The organism is Streptomyces sp. Ru72, from assembly GCF_002920635.1.
Lineage (GTDB): Bacteria > Actinomycetota > Actinomycetes > Streptomycetales > Streptomycetaceae > Streptomyces.
Window position 1 is genome coordinate 15,247 of record NZ_PQSR01000022.1, and the last position, 19,530, is coordinate 34,776.

Sequence of the window (19,530 nt, forward strand, 5' to 3'; positions counted from 1 at the left end):
GCTACCGCGTCCGCACCGCCCTCACCCATATCCGGTCGTCCGTCAGGTACCTGTCCACGCGCAGTCCCGCCTCCACCAGCGCCTCCTCGAACTGCTGCCTGCTCAGGGGCCGGGAGAGGAACGTCTGCGTCCAGGTCGCGTCCGGAAATTCGTACTCCGCGCGCACCGAGTCCACCCCGTCCCCCACCGGCTCCGCGGACACGATCCGCACCGTGAAGCCGCTCGGGTCGACCCGTTCACGTGGCAGGTTCGTGTGGTAGTCCTCGCCCTCCCTCTGGATCAGCACGCAGCCGCCGTCGGCCACATGCCGGGCGCAGGTCCGCAGCAGACCTCTGCGCACCGCGGTGTCCCCGGCGTGCACGAGGAACGACGCGAGCAGCACCACGTCGAACGTCTCACCCAGGTCCAGGGCCTCGATCGGCGTGCATATCGTGCGTGCGCCGCGCACCCGCTCCAGCATCTCCGGTGACTCGTCCACCGCGGTGACGGTGAAACCGCGCTCCAGCAGCGGATGCGTCATCCTCCCCACGCCGCTGCCCAGTTCCAGGATGTGAGCGCCCGCCGGTACGGCCGCGGCGACGATGTCGGGCTCGTCCCCGGGCGGTAATCGTGAGTACAGCTCGACCGCACAGCCGTCGGGGGTGATCACGCCGGGGCCCGTGCCCCTGTAACCGGTACGCGTCTTCGGCTTCATGCCCGTCCAACGGACCGCCGGGATTGTCCCGTTCCCGGTCCGCTGTCACCCGATGGGGTGAAACGTTCGAAGGTCGAACCGCGTCACAGCGCGAACCAGCCGTGGCCCCCGTACCAGTGCCCGCCCGCCCGCAGATGGTCCCCCACCGCCCGCTCCACACTGCTCCTCCGGGGCAGCTCTCCGACCGGCAGCTCCGGGTCGCCGAAGACGAAGCCGACCGGTATCCCGTCGTCCGGTGTCGTGTCCTGGTAGGCGAGTTCGAAGCGGTCCTGGAAGCGGACGATGTTGGAATCCGCCGGGAGGTACCGCTTGAGCTGGGGATCGAGCAGCCAGGAGTGGCACACGGCGATCTCATGGCGCTCGTCGGGGTAGTGCCGGGCGAAGAATGCCCGTGCCAGCGTCAGGGACCGCTCGCAGGCGGACGGCGACAGCGGGCCGCTGAAGTCGGGTATGTGCAGGCTCAGACAGAGGTCACCGGGCCCGGTCGCGCGGCCCGTCGCCGCGACGGCCCGGCCCGTGCGCTGTCCGAGCCGCGCCCGCTGGAACTGCAACCGTCCCAGTTGGAACAGCTCACCGTGAAAGTGGAGGGCGATCCACCAGGGGAAGAGCAGTCCGCCCGTGCCACGGCGCCGGCGGTGCACCGCCATGTGCCGGCCGAGGTCGGCGAGCGTGCGCCGGGACACCTCTTCCGGGATGCCGCGCTCGCGGTGGTACGCCCGCACGTACGGCAGCGCGGCGACGAAGACGTACACGGGGAAGAGCCGTCCGAGCGGCCCCGCCGACGCGGGGAACTGCGGCGGCTCCCAGGCCTTGCCGATCTCCCCCATGTCCCGTACCAGGCGGGCGACGCACCGCTCCAGCAGCGTCGTCGCATCCGGGTCCTGGGCGAGCCGGGCGCGCTGGGCGACGAGTTCGTTGATGTCCTCGTGGGGCACCGACAGGTCGAGCAGGAGGTCGGGCAGCCCGTCCGCGTCGGGCAGTGCGGCCTGGACGCGCGTGTCACCCTCGCTGTCCAGGTCCCTCAGCCACTCGGCGAGCCGCGCGTCCGCCCGCAACGTCTCCAGCAGCACCGTCGCCTCCCCGCACCGACCGGCCCCGCCGCAGTTCGCGGACGCCCTGATCCGGTCGCCGTCCCATGGTGAACGTGCACCACGAAGGGTACTGGTGCCTTGAGGAGCCGTGAGGGCGATGCGTACGGGCAGTGAACCGACGACGGCGCGCAGTGCGCTGCGGGCCCGCTTCTGGCTGAGCCTGTGGGGCCTGGTGTGGGCCACCTTCGGCACCGTCGTGTTCGCGCTCCTCGGCCGGCCTGGCTGGGCGGCCGCGTGCGGTGTGCTGTGGCTGGTCGTGGCCGCGGACATGACCGTGATCGTGCGGCACATCCGTCAGGGCCCTCACTGGCAGCCGGGCCGCGAGGTCCCGCCGTACTCACCGCCGGAACACCACGGCCGGTAGCCACTGAGAGATCATGTCGGCGGTGCCGGCAGTAATGCGCGTGCCAGGCTCCGCCATGCCGAGCCGATCCGGAAGGCAGGCCCTAGGACTCGAAGCGTGCCGCCTTCAGGTACTGAGGGTTCGGATCCAGTGCGGCGGCCAGCCGGAAATGCCGCTTCGCCTCGTCGTGCCGGGCTTGGCGCTCGTAGGTGCGGGCGAGTGCGAAGTGCGCGTACGCGTTGTCCGGCTCGCGTTCCAGCACGATGCTGAACTCCAGCTCGGCCGGTCTGAGTTGCGCGGCGGCGAAGAAGGCACGCGCGCGAAGCAGCCGGGCGGCGGTGTTCTCGGGGTGGGCGGCGATCACACCGTCGAGCAGCTTGACCGCGCCCCGCGGGTCCCGTGCGGCGAGGAGTTGCTCCGCGGCGCGGAAGTCGATGACATGCGTTTCCGGAGTGGGTCCGGTGGAACCGCTGGTCTCGGGCACGGCAGAGTCCTTCCCTTGCTGCACCGGTTCAACGCCCCCGCGGGCGGACGCTATTCCTGCGAACGGTGTGCTCTGCGGACGAGTTCCTCCCATACGTCCCTTACGCGCTGCTGCAGCTGTTCCAGGGGCACATCGTTGTCGATCACGATGTCGGCGACTTCCAGGCGCTTCTCGCGTGGGGCCTGGGCGGCCATACGGGCGCGCGCGTCCTCCTCGGTCATACCGCGCAGGCGGACCAGCCGGTCGAGCTGGGTGGCGGGGCTCGCGTCGACGACGACCACGACGTCGTAGAGCGGGGCCAGCCCGTTCTCGGCGAGGAGGGGGACGTCGTGGACGACCACGGCGTCGTCGGGAGCGGTGGTCTCCAGTTCGCGGGAGCGGACGCCCACCAAGGGGTGCACGATCGAGTTCAGGACCGCGAGTTTGTCCGGGTCGGCGAAGACGATGGAGCCCAGCCTGGGGCGGTCCAGGCTGCCGTCCGCGGTGAGGATGTCCTCGCCGAACGCCTCCACGACCGCCGCGAGCCCCGGGGTGCCCGGAGCGACGACCTCGCGCGCGATGCGGTCCGCGTCGATCAGTACGGCCCCGCACTCCACGAGCAGCCGCGACACCTCGCTCTTGCCGGCGCCGATACCGCCGGTCAGGCCCACCTTCAGCATGCCGGGAAGCTTACGGCCTGCCACTGACGGTACCGATGGCAGGCCGTGGGTCGAGCTGTCCGCCGCGGGCTCAGCCGTCGCCCTCGCGCTCCGCCAGGAAGCGCTCGAATTCCTGCCCGATCTCGTCCGCGGACGGGATCTCCAGGGGCTCGGCGAGCATGTTGCCGCGTGTCTCGGCGCCCGCCGCGGCGTCGTACTGGTGCTCGAGGCCCTGGACGAGCCGCACCAGATCCTCGTCACCCTCCCGGATCTGCCGCTCGATCTCCGTCTGCGTGCGGTGCGCGTCATTGCGCAGGGAGTGCGCGATGCCCGGCAGGACGAGTCCGGTGGCGGCCGTGATGGCCTCCAGGACGGTGAGCGCGGCGTCCGGATACGGGGAGCGGGCGATGTAGTGGGGGACGTGCGCGGCGACACCCAGAACGTCGTGCCCGGCCTCAGCGAGCCGGTACTCGATCAGGGACTCGGCGCTGCCCGGTACCTGCGCCTCCTCGAAGGGGCTGCGGTGGCCGGGTACCAGGTCGGTGCGGTTGCCGTGCGGGGTCAGGCCCACCGGCCGGGTGTGCGGCACGCCCATGGGGATGCCGTGGAAGTTCACGGACAGACGCACGCCGAGCCGCTCCACGATCTGCCCCACGGCCGCGGCGAAGCGCTCCCACTCCACGTCGGGCTCGGGTCCCGACAGCAGCAGGAAGGGCGCTCCGGTGGCGTCCTGGAGGAGACGCACCTCGATCTTGGGGACGTCGTAGTCGGTCCAGCGGTCGCGCCGGAAGGTGAGGAGGGGACGGCGGGCGCGGTAGTCCACCAGCCGGTCGTGGTCGAAGCGGGCCACCACCTGCTGGGGCAGCGCGTCGAGGAGCCCGTCGACGATCAGGTCGCCGGTCTCACCCGCGTCGATGTATCCGTCGAAGTGGTAGAGCATGACCAGTCCGGCCGATTCCTGGGCGAGCGCCATGTCGACGACGGCGAGGCCCTTCGGCTCCCATGCGTACAAACCCTGCGGATCAAGCACTGTAGACCGCTCCTCCTCGTGTTCGTACGGGACAACGCGGGCCGGAACACTGTCATTCCCGGTCCGCGCCCCAACTCCACGCTTTTGAGCGGCCGTCTGTTCGATGTCTGCCGATGCCCATGCGGAGAGTACGCGCGCGTGGAGGGCGGGCAGTCAGGGCCGACGGCCTCGAGGGGCGGCGTCTGGCCCCGAAACGCGTTGAGGGCCCGCCCCCACAGGGGGCGGGCCCTCAGTCATCGGCTAACGCCTAGCGTCGAGCGTTCAGCTCTGGCCGCCGGCCAGCTTCTCGCGCAGGGCCGCCAGCGCCTCGTCCGACGCCAGGGCGCCGGAGTTGTCGCCGCCCTCGGAGGAGTACGAACCGCCGGTCGCGGCCGGAGCGGCGGCCTCGCCACCCTCGGCGGCGGCAGCGGCGTCCGCCTCGCGGGACTTGATGACCTGCTGCTGGTGCTGCTCGAAGCGGGCCTGCGCCTCGGCGTACTGGCGCTCCCACTCCTCGCGCTGCTTCTCGTAGCCCGGCAGCCAGTCGTTGGTCTCCGGGTCGAAGCCCTCGGGGTAGATGTAGTTGCCCTGGTCGTCGTAGGACGCGGCCATGCCGTACAGGGTCGGGTCGAACTCGACGGCGGTCGGGTCGGCACCGAAGGACTCGTTGGCCTGCTTCAGGGACAGCGAGATCCGGCGACGCTCGAGGTCGATGTCGATGACCTTGACGAAGATCTCGTCGTTGACCTGGACGACCTGCTCCGGGATCTCCACGTGGCGCTCGGCCAGCTCGGAGATGTGGACCAGACCCTCGATGCCCTCGTCCACGCGGACGAACGCACCGAACGGAACCAGCTTCGTGACCTTGCCGGGCACGACCTGGCCGATCTGGTGGGTGCGGGCGAACTGCTGCCACGGGTCTTCCTGGGTCGCCTTCAGCGACAGGGAGACACGCTCGCGGTCCATGTCGACGTCGAGAACCTCGACGGTGACCTCCTGGCCCACCTCGACGACCTCGGACGGGTGGTCGATGTGCTTCCAGGACAGCTCGGAGACGTGGACCAGACCGTCGACGCCACCCAGGTCCACGAAGGCACCGAAGTTGACGATCGAGGAGACGACACCGGAGCGGACCTGACCCTTCTGCAGGGTCGTGAGGAAGGTCTGGCGGACCTCGGACTGGGTCTGCTCGAGCCAGGCGCGGCGGGACAGGACCACGTTGTTGCGGTTCTTGTCCAGCTCGATGATCTTGGCCTCGAGCTCCTTGCCGACGTACGGCTGCAGGTCGCGGACGCGGCGCATCTCGACCAGGGAGGCCGGCAGGAAGCCACGGAGGCCGATGTCGAGGATGAGACCACCCTTGACGACCTCGATGACGGTGCCGGTGACGATGCCGTCCTCTTCCTTGATCTTCTCGATGGTGCCCCAGGCACGCTCGTACTGGGCGCGCTTCTTCGAGAGGATCAGGCGGCCTTCCTTGTCCTCCTTCTGGAGGACCAGGGCCTCGATCTCGTCGCCCACGGCGACGACCTCGTTCGGGTCGACGTCGTGCTTGATCGAGAGCTCGCGGCTCGGGATGACACCTTCGGTCTTGTAACCGATGTCGAGCAGGACCTCGTCCCGGTCGACCTTCACGATGACGCCGTCGACGATGTCGCCGTCGTTGAAGTACTTGATCGTCTCGTCGATCGCTGCGAGGAACGCTTCCTCGTTACCGATGTCGTTGACCGCTACCTGCGGGGTGGTGGCGGTGGTCTCGGTGCTGCTCGTCATGTGGAAAAGGGCTCCGGTACGGACATTGAAGTCGTAGGTACTGCTCACGCTGGAGCCCGTTTCGCTCTGCAGAAGCCGGACAGCCAAGGAAGCGCCCCACCAGCCGACTGGTGATGGCGCCTCGACAACCGAGGGGACATACAACAGATGCGAGCGCAGCCTGCTACGTCTGAGGTGCGCAGGCCCGCAGCGCAACTTGTAGCATACGGGGGCAGCCGGACAGGGTCAATGCGCGAACGCGCACACCCGGGGCAGATCGCCGCATTCCCGGCACAAGTCACCGTGCGACACGGCCGCACCCGGCCGATGCCACGAGACCGTGCAGGCCACACGACCCTGTTTCCGTGACACCGCCGCGTCAGGCTGGACGGAAGAGTACGACGAGGGAGCCCATCATCCAAGAGCCCGAACAGTTCGAACCGGAAGCCACCCGACGCACGGCGGGCGTCACGGAGAGTTCCCGGGCCAACCGGGGCTGGTGGGACCGGAACGCGGACGAGTACCAGATCGAACACGGCACGTTCCTCGGCGACGACCGCTTCGTCTGGGGGCCCGAGGGCCTGGACGAGGTCGAGGCCGAACTGCTCGGCCCGCCCGAGGACCTGAAGGGCAAGGACGTCCTGGAGATCGGTGCCGGTGCGGCGCAGTGCTCCCGCTGGCTCGCCGGGCAGGGCGCCCGCCCGGTGGCCCTCGACCTGTCCCACCGCCAGCTCCAGCACGCCCTGCGCATCGGCGCCGGCTTCCCCCTGGTGCAGGCGGACGCCTGTGTCCTGCCCTTCCGGGGCGCCTCCTTCGACCTGGCGTGCTCGGCGTACGGGGCGCTGCCCTTCGTGGCGGACCCGCGGCTGGTGCTGCGCGAGGTGCACCGGGTGCTGCGCCCCGGCGGCCGTTTCGTGTTCTCGGTGACCCACCCGATCCGCTGGGCGTTCCCGGACGAGCCGGGGCCGGAGGGTCTCGCGGTCTCGGCCTCCTACTTCGACCGCACGCCGTACGTGGAGCAGGACGAGGAGGGCCTGGCGGTGTACGTGGAGCACCACCGCACGCTCGGCGACCGCGTGCGGGACATCGTGACGTCCGGCTTCCGGCTGGTCGACCTGGTCGAGCCGGAGTGGCCGGCCTGGAACTCGTCCGAGTGGGGCGGGTGGTCGCCGCTGCGCGGCGCGCTGATCCCGGGGACGGCGATCTTCGTGTGCGAACGGGACTGAGGCGCCGAGGGAGCGGTTCCGGCCAATCTGCGGGGGTGGCGGCCGTGCGTGTATGCCGGTCGCCCCGGCAGGGCACAAACGATGAGTTGACATATCACCCTCAAGGCCGCGCTCCGCGGTGCCAGGCGGTGGGGGGTACGCGCATGCACGTCTGTCCGGTCTGCCGGCGAGGGGACAGGACCACCCGGCTCCGCACGTACTGGAGGACGCTGTCGCCCGAGGCGCGCGCCGGGGCACCGCACCTCGCGCGTCCCGCACTGGACGACGAGCGCTGGGCGGCGCCGTTCGGGCTCCTGACCGTGGGTTGCGCCCTGCTCGTGTCGGAGGTGTGGCTGGGGTTCGTCGGGCTGGCCGGCGGGGGCCTGTGGCTGATGTCCCTGCGCGGCAGCGTCGCGCAGGTGGCGCGGCAGCGGGCCGACTGGCGCAGGAAGCTGTTCTGCCTGCGCTGCCGACACGTCTTTCTTCCGTGACGCGGCCGCCTGGAACACTGGTGCGGTGATCCGCCGCGACGCTCTCGACCGCCTGCCCGTCCGTTCCGCCGTCCCCGCCCTGGCGGCCGCTCTGGGGGAGCACGGTACGGCGGTGCTCTGCGCGCCGCCGGGCACCGGAAAGACGACGCTGGTGCCGCTCGCGCTGGCGGGACTGCTGGACGCCGGTCCCGCTCGGCGGGTGGTGGTGGCCGAGCCGCGGCGGATCGCGGCACGCGCGGCGGCCCGGCGGATGGCGTGGTTGCTGGGCGAGAAGACCGGTGAGAGCGTCGGCTACACCGTGCGTGGGGAGCGGGTGGTCGGGCGGCACGCGCGCGTGGAGGTCGTCACCACCGGTGTGCTGTTGCAGCGGCTGCAGCGGGACCAGGAGCTGGCGGGCGTCGACGTGGTCGTGCTCGACGAGGTCCACGAGCGGCACCTGGACGCCGACACGGTCGCCGCCTTCCTGCTCGACGTGCGTCAGACGCTGCGGCCGGAACTGGAATTGGTGGCTGCCTCCGCGACGACGGACGCGGAGGGCTGGGCACGGCTGCTGGGCGGGGCACCGGTCGTCGAGGCCGAGGGCGTGTCGTACCCCGTGGAGGTGGTGTGGGCACCTCCCACGCGTCCTGTGCGGCCGCCGCACGGGACGCGGGTGGATCCGGCGCTGCTCGCGCATGTGGCGTCGGTGGTGCGGCGGGCGCTGGCCGAGTGCGAGGGGGACGTGCTGTGCTTCCTGCCCGGAGTCGGGGAGATCGCGCGCGTGGCGGGTCATCTGGGGGATCCGGGCGGCACCGAGGTGCTCCAGGTCCACGGGAGGGCGCCGGCGGCCGTGCAGGAGGCCGTGCTGTCGCCGGGCTCGGCGCGGCGTGTGGTGCTGGCGACGGCCGTGGCGGAGTCGTCCCTGACCGTGCCGGGGGTGCGGGTGGTCGTCGACTCCGGTCTCGCGCGCGAGCCGCGGGTCGATCATGCGCGGGGGCTGAGCGCGCTGACGACGGTGCGGGCCTCGCAGGCGGCGGGTCGGCAGCGGGCGGGCCGGGCGGGGCGTGAGGCGCCGGGCCGGGTGTACCGCTGCTGGTCCGAGGCGGAGGACGCGCGGCTGCCGCGTTTCCCGGCGCCGGAGATCCGGCTGGCCGATCTGACGGCGTTCGCCCTGCAGGCGGCGTGCTGGGGCGACCCGGACGCGTCCGGGCTGGCGCTCCTCGACGCACCGCCGCCCGGGGCGATGGCGGCGGCGCGGTCGGTGCTGACGGCGGTCGGCGCGGTGGACGCGGCGGGGCGGGCCACGGAGCGGGGCGTGCGGATGTCCCGGCTGGGACTGCATCCGCGGCTGGCGCGGGCGCTGCTGGACGCGGCCCCGCGGGTCGGCGCGGAGCGGGCCGCGGAGGCGGTGGCTCTGCTGAGCGAGGAGGCGCCGCGGGAGTACGGCGACGACCTGGCGGCGGTGTGGCGGGCGGCCCGGCGCGGGGGCGACGCGTACGCGACGCGCTGGAGGGAGGAGGCGCGCCGGCTGCGGGCCGCGGCGGGCGACGCGCCTGCCGGTGCCGCGGAGGTCGGCGACGACCTGGCGGTGGGACTTGTCGCCGCGCTCGCCTTCCCGGAGCGGCTCGCCCGGGCCGACGGCGGCTCCTGCCTCATGGTGAACGGCACCCGCGCCGAGCTGAGGGAGGGGTCGGGGCTGCGCGGTGCCCCGTGGCTGGCGGTGGCCGTGGCGGACCGGCCCGTCGGTGCCGGGCACGCGCGCGTGGGGCTGGCCGCCGTGGTCGACGAGGACATGGCGCGGCGGGCGGCCGCGGCGCTGCACTCCACGGGCGAGGAGGTGCACTGGGCCGACGGGGATGTCGTCGCCCGGAGTGTCGAGCGGCTGGGGGCCGTCGAGCTGGTGGCGCGGCCGCTGCGGGATCCGGAACCCGCCCTCGTACGTCAGGCCCTGGTGGAAGGGCTGCGGCAGGAGGGCTTCGGTCTGCTGCGGTGGTCCCCTCAGGCTCATCTGCTGCGGCAGCGGCTCGCCTTTCTCCGACTGCATCTGGGAGAGCCGTGGCCGGACGTGCGCGATGACGCGCTCCACGCGCGCGTGGACGAGTGGCTGGAGCCCGAGCTCAGCCGTGCCCGGCGGCGGGCCGACCTCGCCCGGATCGACGCGGGGCAGGCCCTGGCCCGGCTGCTGCCCTGGTCCACCGGCCAGGCCGCCCGGCTCGACGAACTCGCCCCGGAGCGGATCACCGTCCCGAGCGGGTCCACGATTCGGATCGACTACGCCGACCCCGAGCGGCCCGTCCTCGCCGTGAAGCTGCAGGAGATGTTCGGGCTGCAGTCCTCGCCCGAGATCGCCGGTGTGCCCGTCGTCGTGCATCTGCTCTCCCCCGCCGGGCGGCCCGCGGCCGTCACCGCCGACCTCGCCTCCTTCTGGCGGGACGGCTACAGGGCCGTACGGGCGGAGCTGCGCGGCCGCTACCCCAAGCACCCCTGGCCGGAGGACCCGGCCAGCGCGGAGCCGACCCGGCACACGAACGCGCGGCTCAAGCGGTGACCGGCTCGGGCTCCACGGCCGCGGCGGATGCCGGGTCCCCCGGACGACGGCCGCGCGCCTCCAGGTAGAGGGACAGCGAGAGCAGCGCGGCGCCGAGGATCAGGAAGCCCCACGGCAGGGAGGACGTCAGCAGCAGGATCAGCAGGCGGTTGTGCTTGACCAGGGCGACCGTCGAGGCGATGTAGTCCTCGCGCATCTTCACGTGCCCCGCGAAGACCGTGACCCTTTCACGCCCCCCGAGGAGCGTGCCGCCCCTCAGTTCCTCCTTGTGGATCTCCTCGCCGTAGACGGGCGCGCCGGCCAGGGGTTCGACCCAGAACTTGCGGACCGTGGTGTACCAGCGAGTGGTCCCGGTCTTCGCGACCGATTCGGGGGTGATGCCCTTGACGGGCATGACCGAGCAGGATCAGGCCGGCCTTGCGGCGCATCTGCGTCCTCCCTGTGCGCGCGTCACGGACGGCTGGGGACCGTCGTCAGCAGTGGTTTCGGGGACGTCGTGCCGGACGACGAACCCAGGATCGTCAGGCCGAGGACCAGGACGAACGCCGCGGCCAGACCGATCGCGGCGGCGACGAGGGCACGCATACGGGCCTCCCCGGAACAGCAGCCGGCACGCGGAAACTGATGGACTGTCAGGTACGGCACCGTAGCAACGGGCGCGTGAGATGAGAACAGGGCGTACGAAAGGCGGCGGCGCCCCTCCGTGGTGGAGGGGCGCCGCCGTTCGTGCGTTCCCGTCGACCTTACGAGCTGGGGCTCGGGCTCGGGCTGGGGCTCGGGCTGGGGGACGAGTCGGCCGCCGCGACCTTCAGCTCCACCGTCAAAGCGGCCCCGCCCGCGGTGGTGATGCGGAGCAGGAATGTGCCGGTCGTGTCGTCGGCGTACAGCTTCGGCAGTTTCAGCAGGCCGTTCGCGTCGGTCTTGAGGCCCGTGAGGGTGCGTACGGTCTTGCCGCTCGCGTCCTTGAAGTAGGGGCCCTTGTCGTTCTCAGCCGGATCGTCGGGCGACTTGACGAGGGTCGCCGTGGCCGCGACACCGTCCGCGACGGCGCCCTTGTACGTGGCCTTCACCTCGACCTGGTCCGCGAACTCGCCGCCCGGCGTGCAGGTCAGCTCGGTGTCGCTGGTGCGGACGATGGTGTCGGCCTGACGTTCGAGGACGGTGGCCGAGTAGTCGAGACCGGTGACCGTGCGGCCGACGACCAGGGCGCGGACCGTGAAACCGCCGGTCTTCTGGCCGGCGACGAGCGCGGGCGCGGTGGCCTTGCCCGAGCTGTCGGTGACGACGGTCGCGACGGTCTCCCCACCGGTGAAGGCGGCGTCCGTGTCGCCCATGACCGAGAACCGCACGCGGACCTTCGGCACGGCCTTCCCGGCCTTCGTGACGGCCTTCACCACGACCTTCCGGTCGAAGGTGTCGCCCGTCTTCGCGGAGAGCTGTCCGGTGCCGCCGTCGGCCAGGTGGTCCACCGTGTCGGTGGGGGTGGGGGCGGGCGGCGTCGGGGTGGTGGGCTTGCCCGGCGACGGAGGGTTGGGGGTGGGGCCGGTGGTGCCGCGCCCGGGCTTTGAGCTGCCGGGCCTGCTCGTCTTCCTCGGCTTCGGGTCGGGGCTCGCACCGGAGTTCTGGTCGCTGCGGTGCGAGGGCAGGGTGCCGGTGCCGTCCGGGATCGAATGGGTGCCCTTGCGGTAGTACTCGTACCAGGACAGAACGGTGTTCAGGTAGTCCTGCGAGTTGTTGTAGCTGAGTATCGCGGCGTTCATGTCGGCCTGCACCGACAGGTCACGGTCCGCGCGGCACAGGTAGTGAGCGGCGGCCAGAGCGGCGTCGTAGACGTTGTTGGGGTCCTTGACGCCGTCGCCGTTGCCGTCGCGGCCCGCCCACGCCCAGGTGGACGGGATGAACTGCATGGGCCCGACCGCGCGGTCATACGTACTGTCGCCGTCGTAGGCGCCGTTGTCGGTGTCCTTGATGCTGGCGAAGCCGTTGCCGTTCAGGACCGGGCCGAGGATCTTCGTGTACGTGGTGCCGTCCGCGTCGACCCGGCCGCCCTCGGCCTGGCCGGACTCCACCTGACCGATGGCGGCGAGGAGTTGCCACGGCAGATTGCAGCCGGGCTTGGAGCTCTGGAGTTCCGCCGCGGCCTTCTTGTAGGCGTCGAGGACGGTGGCGGGTATGCCGGCCTGTCCCGCGCCGGAAGGGCCCGTGGTGGGCGTGGCGCTGGGGCCGGGCGACTCGGTGGGGCTGTTGAGCGGGGGCAGGTCCGTGTAGTAGCGGCCGTTGCCGGTGGCGGTGTCATCGCCACTCACGTTGCCGGTCGTCTCGGGCGTGGACTGCGCGCCGGTGGCCTGTCTGCCCTGGTCGTCCGTGGTGGACCCCGGAGCCTGGGATGCCGCCAGAGCCGCGACCGCGGCCGCGGCCACAGCGGTGGTTGCCGCCCCCTTGCGCAGCCTCCTGCCGAAACGCGCCGCCATTGAGTGAACCCCTCCCGTCGACGACCTGGTGTGTGCTGCTCTGTTGTGTCCGTGTGTTCGACCACGCATCCGTGCGCGGCGACCAAGTGACCCTACGACAACTTGCGTCGCGTCGACACCGGTTGGTGCCCGGTTTTCACCAGTTGGTCATGACCTCTTGGGCTGGACGCAAAAGCCAGGGCGGGTCGCCTCACCTTTCTCATGCGTCCCTCATACTGGACGTCCGTGATCGCCGGGTGGTTGTGCTCGGTCAACATCTGCGGCGGGAGGCGTCGTGCCGTTCACCCTCAGCCATGCCGCGGCCGTCCTGCCGGCCGTGCGCGGGGACGGGTCCGGACGCGGGCGGCTGGTACCCGCCGTTCTCATCGCGGGATCGTTCGCGCCCGACATGACCTACTTCGCGGCGAGCGTGGTGTCCGGGGGCATGGAGTTCGGTACGGTCACGCACTCCTTCACCGGGGTGTTCACCGTCGATGTCCTCATTGCGTGGGCGCTGGTGGGGGTGTGGCTGGTACTGCGGGAGCCGCTGGTGGCGCTGCTGCCGCCGACGGCGCAGGGGCGGGTGGCCGCGCTGGTGCGCTGCGGTGCACCGCTGCGCAAGGTCTCGTTCGCACTCGCGGCCCGGTGGTACGTCTCCGCGGTGCTGGGTGCCCTGACGCATGTGGTGTGGGACGCGTTCACGCACATCGGCCGGTGGGGGGTACGGCTGTTGCCCGGGCTGACGCGGCCGATGGCCGGTACGCCGCGGTACACGTATCTGCAGTACGGGAGTTCTGCCGTCGCGGCCGTCGTGATCGCGGTGTTCGTGGCGGTCGCGCTGCGGCGGGCGTCCGCCGGTTCGCCGGCGGTGTCGGCGCTGCCGGTGCTGTCGTGGGCCGACCGGTGGCTGGCGGCGGCGGTGATCGGCGGGTGCGCGGCGGCGGGCGCGGTGCAGCGGGCGTCCCGGTGGTGGGCCTACTGGGGAGCCCACGCGAAACCGTGGGAGGTGATCCCGCCGGCGTGCTTCGGCGCGGGTACGGGCCTCGCGGTGGGGATGGCGCTGTACGCGACGGGCGTCAGGGCCCTGCGGCGCACGACCGGGGACGGCCAGGGCACCGACCGTGAACCGGCCCGACCGGTGTCACGCTGACCCCTCGCGGGACAGACGGCCGGGAACGGGCTGCGGGGACACGGTTGCCTGGAAGCCGACAGCTGCGCCCTCAGTCCCCGCTCCGGCGGGCCCCCGGACGCCCCGGTGCCGAGGAGGCCCCGGCGAGCCGGTGCGGTCGGCCGTCCTCGGCAGCGGGCCGCTCGACCGGCCCTTCCAGGCAGTGGCCGACCGGTCACCGGTAGAGATCGCCCGCCGCTCGCCCGGAGCCGTGCCCGGCCCCGCGAGCCCGGCCCGATCCGAACGCGAGGCCTGGTGCCCCAACAGGCGATGTTCGCCCCGTCGCGACGCCCGGCACGCTCCCCCAAGCTCCTCGAGCAGGGGGTACCCCCACAGCACGCACCGGACGCCGCTCCTTGACGGGCGAACGTCGCCTGCCCGGGCCTAGTGCGCCGCCGACTCCCAGTCCGTCCCGTAGCCCACCGAGACGTCCAGTGGTGCCCGCAGCCTCACCGCTGCCGCCATCTCCCGGCGGACCAGCTCCTCCGTCTGCCGGCGTTCGCCCGGGGCGATCTCCAGCACGATTTCGTCGTGGACCTGGAGGAGCATCCGGGACTTCAGGTCCGCCTCACTCAGCGCCCGGTCCACGTTCAGCATCGCGATCTTGACGATGTCCGCCGCCGTGCCCTGGATCGGCGCGTTCAGCGCCATGCGTTCGGCCATCTCCCGGCGCTGGCGGTTGTCGCTGTTGAGGTCGGGCAGGTAGCGGCGGCGGCCGAAGAGCGTCTCGGTGTAGCCCGTCGCCCTCGCCTCGTCCACCACACGGCGCAGATAGTCCCGCACCCCGCCGAACCGCTCGAAGTACGTGTCCATCAGCGCCCGAGCCTCTGCCGCCTCGATGTTCAGCTGCTGGGACAGGCCGAACGCCGACAGCCCGTACGCCAGGCCGTACGACATCGCCTTGATCTTGCGCCGCATCTCCGCGTCGACCGCGTCACGGCCGACCCCGAAGACCTGGGAGGCGACCGTGGTGTGCAGGTCCTCACCGGAGGTGAACGCCTCGATCAGGCCCTCGTCCTCGGACAGGTGGGCCATCACGCGCAGTTCGATCTGGCTGTAGTCCGCGGTCATCAGGGATTCGAAGCCCTCACCGACCACGAAGCCCCGGCGGATCGCCCTGCCCTCGTCCGTGCGCACCGGGATGTTCTGCAGGTTCGGGTCCGTCGACGACAGGCGGCCCGTCGCGGCGACCGTCTGGTTGAACGTGGTGTGGATGCGGCCGTCCGTCGCGATCGTCTTGATCAGGCCCTCGACCGTCACCCGCAGCTTCGCCTGCTCCCGGTGGCGCAGCATGATCACCGGCAGTTCGTTGTCCGTCTGGGTCGCCAGCCACGCCAGAGCGTCCGCGTCCGTCGTGTAGCCCGTCTTCGTCTTCTTCGTCTTCGGCAGGCCCAGCTCACCGAAGAGGACCTCCTGGAGCTGCTTGGGCGAGCCCAGGTTGAACTCGTGCCCCGCCGCCGCGTACGCCTCCTTCACCGCCTGCTGGACGGCGCCCGCGAACATCTGCTCCATCGTCTCCAGATGCGCACGGTCCGCGGCGATGCCGTGCCGCTCCATACGGGCCAGCAGCGCGGAGGTGGGCAGTTCCATGTCGCGCAGCAGGTCCGCCGCACCGACCTCCCGCAGCTTCTCCTCGAACGCCTGGCCGAGGTCCAGGATCGCCCGGGCCTGGATCATCAGCGCCTCGGCCTCGGCGCCCTCGTCCGTGCCGAAGGCCAGCTGTCCGTCCGCCGTCGCGGCGGGCGCCAGCTCACGGCCCAAATACTCCAGTGAGAGCGCGTCCAGCGCGAAGGAGCGACGGCCCGGCTTGACCAGGTACGCGGCGAGCGCCGTGTCCATGGTCACGCCCTGAAGAGACCAGCCGTGCTCGGGAAGGACGCGCATCGCGCCCTTGGCGTTGTGCAGGACCTTCGGCCTGGCCGGGTCGGCCAGCCACGCCGCGAACGCCCTCTCGTCGGCCTCGTCCAGTTCGGCCGGATCGAACCAGGCCGCCGCGCCGTCGGCCGCGGCGAGCGCGATCTCGGCCACCGCGCCCGTGCCCAGCGCCCACGAGTCGACCGTGGCGACACCCAGGACCCGTGTGCCGTGCTCGGCGAGCCACGGCTTCAGCTCCCCCGCGCCCAGCACCGCCCCGTCCAGCTCGACGCCGTCCGCCACGACCGGGTGTGCCTCGGCCTCCTCGGCGCCCGGGTCGACGGCGAAGAGCCGCTCGCGCAGTGAGGGGTTCCTGATCTCCAGGGTGTCCAGAACCATGGCGACGGCCTTGCGGTCGTACGCGGCCCGCCTGAGGTCGGCGACCGCCTTCGGCAGCTCCACCTGCCGCTCCAGCTCGGTCAGCCGGCGGTTCAGCTTCACCGACTCCAGGTGGTCGCGCAGGTTCTGCCCGGCCTTGCCCTTGACCTCGTCGACGCGCTCGACCAGCTCCGCGAACGAGCCGAACTGGTTGATCCACTTCGCCGCCGTCTTCTCACCCACGCCCGGGATGCCCGGCAGGTTGTCCGACGGGTCGCCGCGCAGGGCCGCGAAGTCCGGGTACTGCGCCGGCGTCAGCCCGTACTTCTCGAACACCTTCTGAGGGGTGAACCGGGTCAGCTCCGAGACGCCCTTGGTGGGGTACAGCACCGTCGTGTGCTCGCTGACCAGCTGGAAGGAGTCGCGGTCGCCGGTGACGATCAGCACCTCGAAACCCTCCGCCTCGGCCTGGGTGGCGAGCGTGGCGATCACGTCGTCCGCCTCGTACCCCTCGACCGCGAAGCGGGCGGCGTGCATGGCGTCCAGCAGCTCGCAGATCAGCTCCACCTGGCCCTTGAACTCGTCCGGGGTCTTCGAACGGTTCGCCTTGTACTCGGTGAACTCCTCCGAGCGCCAGGTCTTGCGGGAGACGTCGAACGCCACCGCGAAGTGCGTGGGCGCCTCGTCGCGCAGCGTGTTGGCCAGCATCGACGCGAAACCGTAGATCGCGTTCGTCGGCTGGCCGGTCGCGGTGGTGAAGTTCTCCGCGGGCAGCGCGAAGAACGCGCGGTAGGCCAGGGAGTGCCCGTCCATGAGCATCAGCCGGGGACGGTCGCCGCCGGTGGTCTTCTCGGTCTGCTTCGATGCTGTCTCTGCCACGCCCCCGATCCTGCCACGCCCCACTGACACCCGGCCCCCGCCGTGGGTCCTCCGGCGCCGGACGGGGCCTCGCGGTGGGCGGGCGGTACCGCGGCGCCCCGCGAGGCCGCGTACAGGAACCGGCCGCCGCACGTCGCTGCGGAGATTCCGGATCGTTGCCTGTTCCGCAACCATTGCATGATGCGCAACTATGACCTCGGGCCCTCCACACCCTGCCGTCGCTGTCGGCAGCGCGTGCGAGGATCGGAGACGAAGTTCACGGGTGCTGGTGAAGGAGAGCGCAGCGATGGCAACGAAGCCGCCCACGGGCGATCCGGTGCAGGACGCCCCGCAGGTCGCCGAGCCGAAGCACGCCGCGGCGGGGCTGCCGGCGATCGGACACACCCTTCGGATCGCCCAGCAGCAGATGGGCGTGCGCCGCACCGCGCTGACCCTCCTGCGCGTCAACCAGAAGGACGGTTTCGACTGCCCTGGCTGCGCCTGGCCCGAGCCGGAGCACCGGCACAAGGCGGAGTTCTGTGAGAACGGCGCGAAGGCGGTGGCCGAAGAGGCCACCCTGCGCCGGGTCACCCCCGAGTTCTTCGCCGCGCACCCGGTGACCGACCTCGCCGGCCGCAGCGGCTACTGGCTGGGCCAGCAGGGGCGGCTGACGCACCCCATGTACCTGCCGGAGGGCGCGGACCACTACGAGCCGGTCACCTGGGAGCGCGCCTTCGACATCATCGCCGAGGAGATCGCCGCCCTGGACTCCCCCGACCAGGCCGTCTTCTACACCTCCGGCCGCACCAGCAACGAGGCCGCGTTCCTCTACCAGCTGTTCGCCCGCGAGCTGGGCACCAACAACCTGCCCGACTGCTCGAACATGTGCCACGAGTCGTCCGGCTCGGCGCTCTCCGAGACGATCGGCATCGGCAAGGGCAGCGTCCTGCTCGAGGACCTCTACAAGGCGGACCTGATCGTCGTCGCCGGGCAGAACCCCGGCACGAACCATCCGCGCATGCTCTCCGCCCTGGAGAAGGCCAAGGCGAACGGCGCGCGGATCATCAGCGTCAACCCTCTGCCCGAGGCGGGCCTGGAGCGGTTCAAGAACCCGCAGACGCCGAAGGGCCTCACCGCGGGCGCCGCGCTCACCGACCTGTTCCTGCAGATCCGCATCGGCGGCGACCAGGCTCTCTTCCGCCTCCTGAACAAGCTGATCCTCGACACGGAGGGCGCGGTCGACGAGGACTTCGTCCGCGACCACACCCACGGCTTCGAAGAGTTCGCGAAGGCCGCCCGCGCCGCCGACTGGGACGAGACGCTCACGGCGACCGGGCTCACCCGCGAGGAGATCGAGAAGGCCCTGCGGATGGTCCTCGCCTCGCAGCGCACCATCGTCTGCTGGGCGATGGGGCTGACCCAGCACAAGCACTCGGTTCCCACCATCCGCGAGGTGGTGAACTTCCTGCTGCTGCGCGGCAACATCGGCCGCCCCGGTGCGGGCGTGTGCCCGGTGCGCGGTCACTCGAACGTGCAGGGCGACCGCACGATGGGCATCTTCGAGCGGCCCGCGCCCGCCTTCCTGGACGCCCTGGAGAAGGAGTTCGGGTTCGCGCCGCCGCGCGAGCACGGCTACGACGTCGTCCGGGCCATCCGCGCCCTGCGGGACGGCGAGGCCAAGGTCTTCTTCGCGATGGGCGGCAACTTCGTGTCCGCGTCCCCCGACACCGAGGTGACGGAGGCCGCCATGCGGCGCGCGCGCCTGACCGTGCACGTGTCGACGAAGCTGAACCGCTCGCACGCGGTCACCGGCGCCCGCGCCCTGATCCTGCCCACCCTCGGCCGCACCGAGCGCGACCTTCAGGGCGGCGGCGAGCAGTTCGTCACCGTCGAGGACTCCATGGGCATGGTGCACGCCTCCCGCGGCCGGCTGGAGCCCGCGAGCCCGCATCTGAAGTCCGAGCCGGCCATCGTGTGCCGTATGGCCCGCCGGGTGCTCGGCGCCGACAGCAAGGTGCCGTGGGAGGAGTTCGAGAAGGACTACGCGACCATCCGCGACCGCATCGCGCGCGTGATCCCCGGCTTCGAGGACTTCAACGCGCGGGTGGCCAGCCCCGGCGGTTTCGCCCTCCCCCACGCCCCCCGCGACGAACGCCGCTTCCCCACCGCCACCGGCAAGGCCAACTTCACGGCGGCCCCCGTGGAGTACCCGGAGCTGCCCGAGGGCCGGCTCCTGCTGCAGACCCTGCGCTCCCACGACCAGTACAACACCACGATCTACGGCCTGGACGACCGCTACCGGGGGATCAGGAACGGCCGCCGCGTCGTGCTGGTCCACCCCGAGGACGCCCGTGCGCTCGGCGTGGCGGACGGCTCGTACGTCGACCTGGTCAGCGAGTGGAAGGACGGCGTCGAGCGGCGCGCCCCCGGCTTCCGCGTCGTGCACTACCCCACCGCGCGGGGCTGCGCGGCCGCCTACTACCCGGAGACCAACGTGCTGGTCCCACTGGACGCCACCGCCGACACGAGCAACACCCCCGCGAGCAAGTCCGTGGTGGTCCGCCTGGAACAATCGGCGACCGACTGAG

15 protein-coding genes and 1 pseudogene are annotated in these 19,530 nt (G+C 71.6%); 6 read left to right on the top strand and 10 right to left on the bottom strand.

Features of this window, described 5'->3' with window-relative positions:
- Position 1: 1 nt before the first annotated feature.
- Both C3488_RS13475 and C3488_RS13480 read right to left on the bottom strand, forming a co-directional pair.
- Positions 2 to 694 (bottom strand): bifunctional 2-polyprenyl-6-hydroxyphenol methylase/3-demethylubiquinol 3-O-methyltransferase UbiG, encoded by a 693-nt coding sequence (locus C3488_RS13475; RefSeq protein ID WP_103839634.1) that lies wholly within the window; start codon positions 692 to 694, stop codon positions 2 to 4.
- Between the two features lie 83 nt (positions 695 to 777).
- Positions 778 to 1,764 (bottom strand): acyltransferase domain-containing protein, encoded by a 987-nt coding sequence (locus C3488_RS13480; RefSeq protein WP_103839635.1) that lies wholly within the window; start codon positions 1,762 to 1,764, stop codon positions 778 to 780.
- Positions 1,765 to 1,882: 118 nt separating this feature from the next.
- Here C3488_RS13480 and C3488_RS13485 point away from each other — a divergent pair, with 118 nt between their 5' ends.
- Positions 1,883 to 2,149 carry a DUF6343 family protein gene (locus tag C3488_RS13485; RefSeq protein ID WP_103839636.1) on the top strand — a complete coding sequence of 89 codons (267 nt, stop codon included), beginning with the start codon at positions 1,883 to 1,885 and terminating at the stop codon, positions 2,147 to 2,149.
- A gap of 82 nt (positions 2,150 to 2,231) precedes the next feature.
- Here C3488_RS13485 and C3488_RS13490 read toward each other — a convergent pair whose 3' ends face one another.
- From C3488_RS13490 to rpsA, 4 genes are all read right to left on the bottom strand, one after another.
- The gene (locus tag C3488_RS13490; protein WP_103839637.1) at positions 2,232 to 2,612 is read right to left on the bottom strand and encodes a tetratricopeptide repeat protein; all 381 of its coding nucleotides are present in this window, start codon (positions 2,610 to 2,612) and stop codon (positions 2,232 to 2,234) included.
- Between the two features lie 50 nt (positions 2,613 to 2,662).
- Complete coding sequence (gene coaE / locus C3488_RS13495) at positions 2,663 to 3,271, bottom strand: dephospho-CoA kinase (protein ID WP_103839638.1); 609 nt, start codon at positions 3,269 to 3,271, stop codon at positions 2,663 to 2,665.
- A gap of 70 nt (positions 3,272 to 3,341) precedes the next feature.
- On the bottom strand, positions 3,342 to 4,280 hold the full coding sequence (locus tag C3488_RS13500) for a PAC2 family protein (protein WP_103839639.1): 939 nt from the start codon (positions 4,278 to 4,280) through the stop codon (positions 3,342 to 3,344).
- 261 nt (positions 4,281 to 4,541) lie between these two features.
- Entirely contained in the window at positions 4,542 to 6,032 is a 1,491-nt protein-coding gene (rpsA, locus tag C3488_RS13505; protein WP_103839640.1) for a 30S ribosomal protein S1, read from the bottom strand.
- Between the two features lie 344 nt (positions 6,033 to 6,376).
- Here rpsA and C3488_RS13510 point away from each other — a divergent pair, with 344 nt between their 5' ends.
- From C3488_RS13510 to hrpB, 3 genes are all read left to right on the top strand, one after another.
- The gene (locus C3488_RS13510) at positions 6,377 to 7,237 is read left to right on the top strand and encodes a class I SAM-dependent methyltransferase (RefSeq protein ID WP_181139004.1); all 861 of its coding nucleotides are present in this window, start codon (positions 6,377 to 6,379) and stop codon (positions 7,235 to 7,237) included.
- 143 nt (positions 7,238 to 7,380) lie between these two features.
- On the top strand, positions 7,381 to 7,707 hold the full coding sequence (locus C3488_RS13515) for a hypothetical protein (RefSeq protein WP_103839641.1): 327 nt from the start codon (positions 7,381 to 7,383) through the stop codon (positions 7,705 to 7,707).
- A 25-nt stretch (positions 7,708 to 7,732) separates the two neighbouring features.
- Positions 7,733 to 10,234 (top strand): ATP-dependent helicase HrpB, encoded by a 2,502-nt coding sequence (gene hrpB, locus C3488_RS13520; RefSeq protein WP_103839642.1) that lies wholly within the window; start codon positions 7,733 to 7,735, stop codon positions 10,232 to 10,234.
- Here the strand turns inward: hrpB and C3488_RS13525 are convergent.
- The 3 genes and pseudogenes from C3488_RS13525 to C3488_RS13535 all read right to left on the bottom strand — a co-directional run.
- Positions 10,224 to 10,628 (bottom strand): annotated as a pseudogene (locus C3488_RS13525) (porin PorA family protein); the annotation flags it as partial. The gene hrpB and the pseudogene C3488_RS13525 sit on opposite strands and share 11 nt — an antisense overlap.
- Positions 10,629 to 10,684: 56 nt before the next feature.
- Positions 10,685 to 10,819, bottom strand: coding sequence for an SPW_0924 family protein (locus C3488_RS13530; RefSeq protein WP_103839643.1), 135 nt, complete (start codon positions 10,817 to 10,819; stop codon positions 10,685 to 10,687).
- 158 nt (positions 10,820 to 10,977) lie between these two features.
- Positions 10,978 to 12,705 carry a lytic transglycosylase domain-containing protein gene (locus tag C3488_RS13535; protein ID WP_103839644.1) on the bottom strand — a complete coding sequence of 576 codons (1,728 nt, stop codon included), beginning with the start codon at positions 12,703 to 12,705 and terminating at the stop codon, positions 10,978 to 10,980.
- 274 nt (positions 12,706 to 12,979) lie between these two features.
- Here C3488_RS13535 and C3488_RS13540 point away from each other — a divergent pair, with 274 nt between their 5' ends.
- Positions 12,980 to 13,834 (top strand): DUF4184 family protein, encoded by an 855-nt coding sequence (locus C3488_RS13540; protein WP_103839645.1) that lies wholly within the window; start codon positions 12,980 to 12,982, stop codon positions 13,832 to 13,834.
- Between the two features lie 402 nt (positions 13,835 to 14,236).
- Here C3488_RS13540 and polA read toward each other — a convergent pair whose 3' ends face one another.
- The gene (polA, locus tag C3488_RS13545) at positions 14,237 to 16,963 is read right to left on the bottom strand and encodes a DNA polymerase I (RefSeq protein WP_103839646.1); all 2,727 of its coding nucleotides are present in this window, start codon (positions 16,961 to 16,963) and stop codon (positions 14,237 to 14,239) included.
- A gap of 286 nt (positions 16,964 to 17,249) precedes the next feature.
- Between polA and C3488_RS13550 the strand changes: the two genes are divergently transcribed.
- Complete coding sequence (locus tag C3488_RS13550) at positions 17,250 to 19,529, top strand: FdhF/YdeP family oxidoreductase (RefSeq protein WP_103839647.1); 2,280 nt, start codon at positions 17,250 to 17,252, stop codon at positions 19,527 to 19,529.
- Position 19,530: the final 1 nt, after the last annotated feature.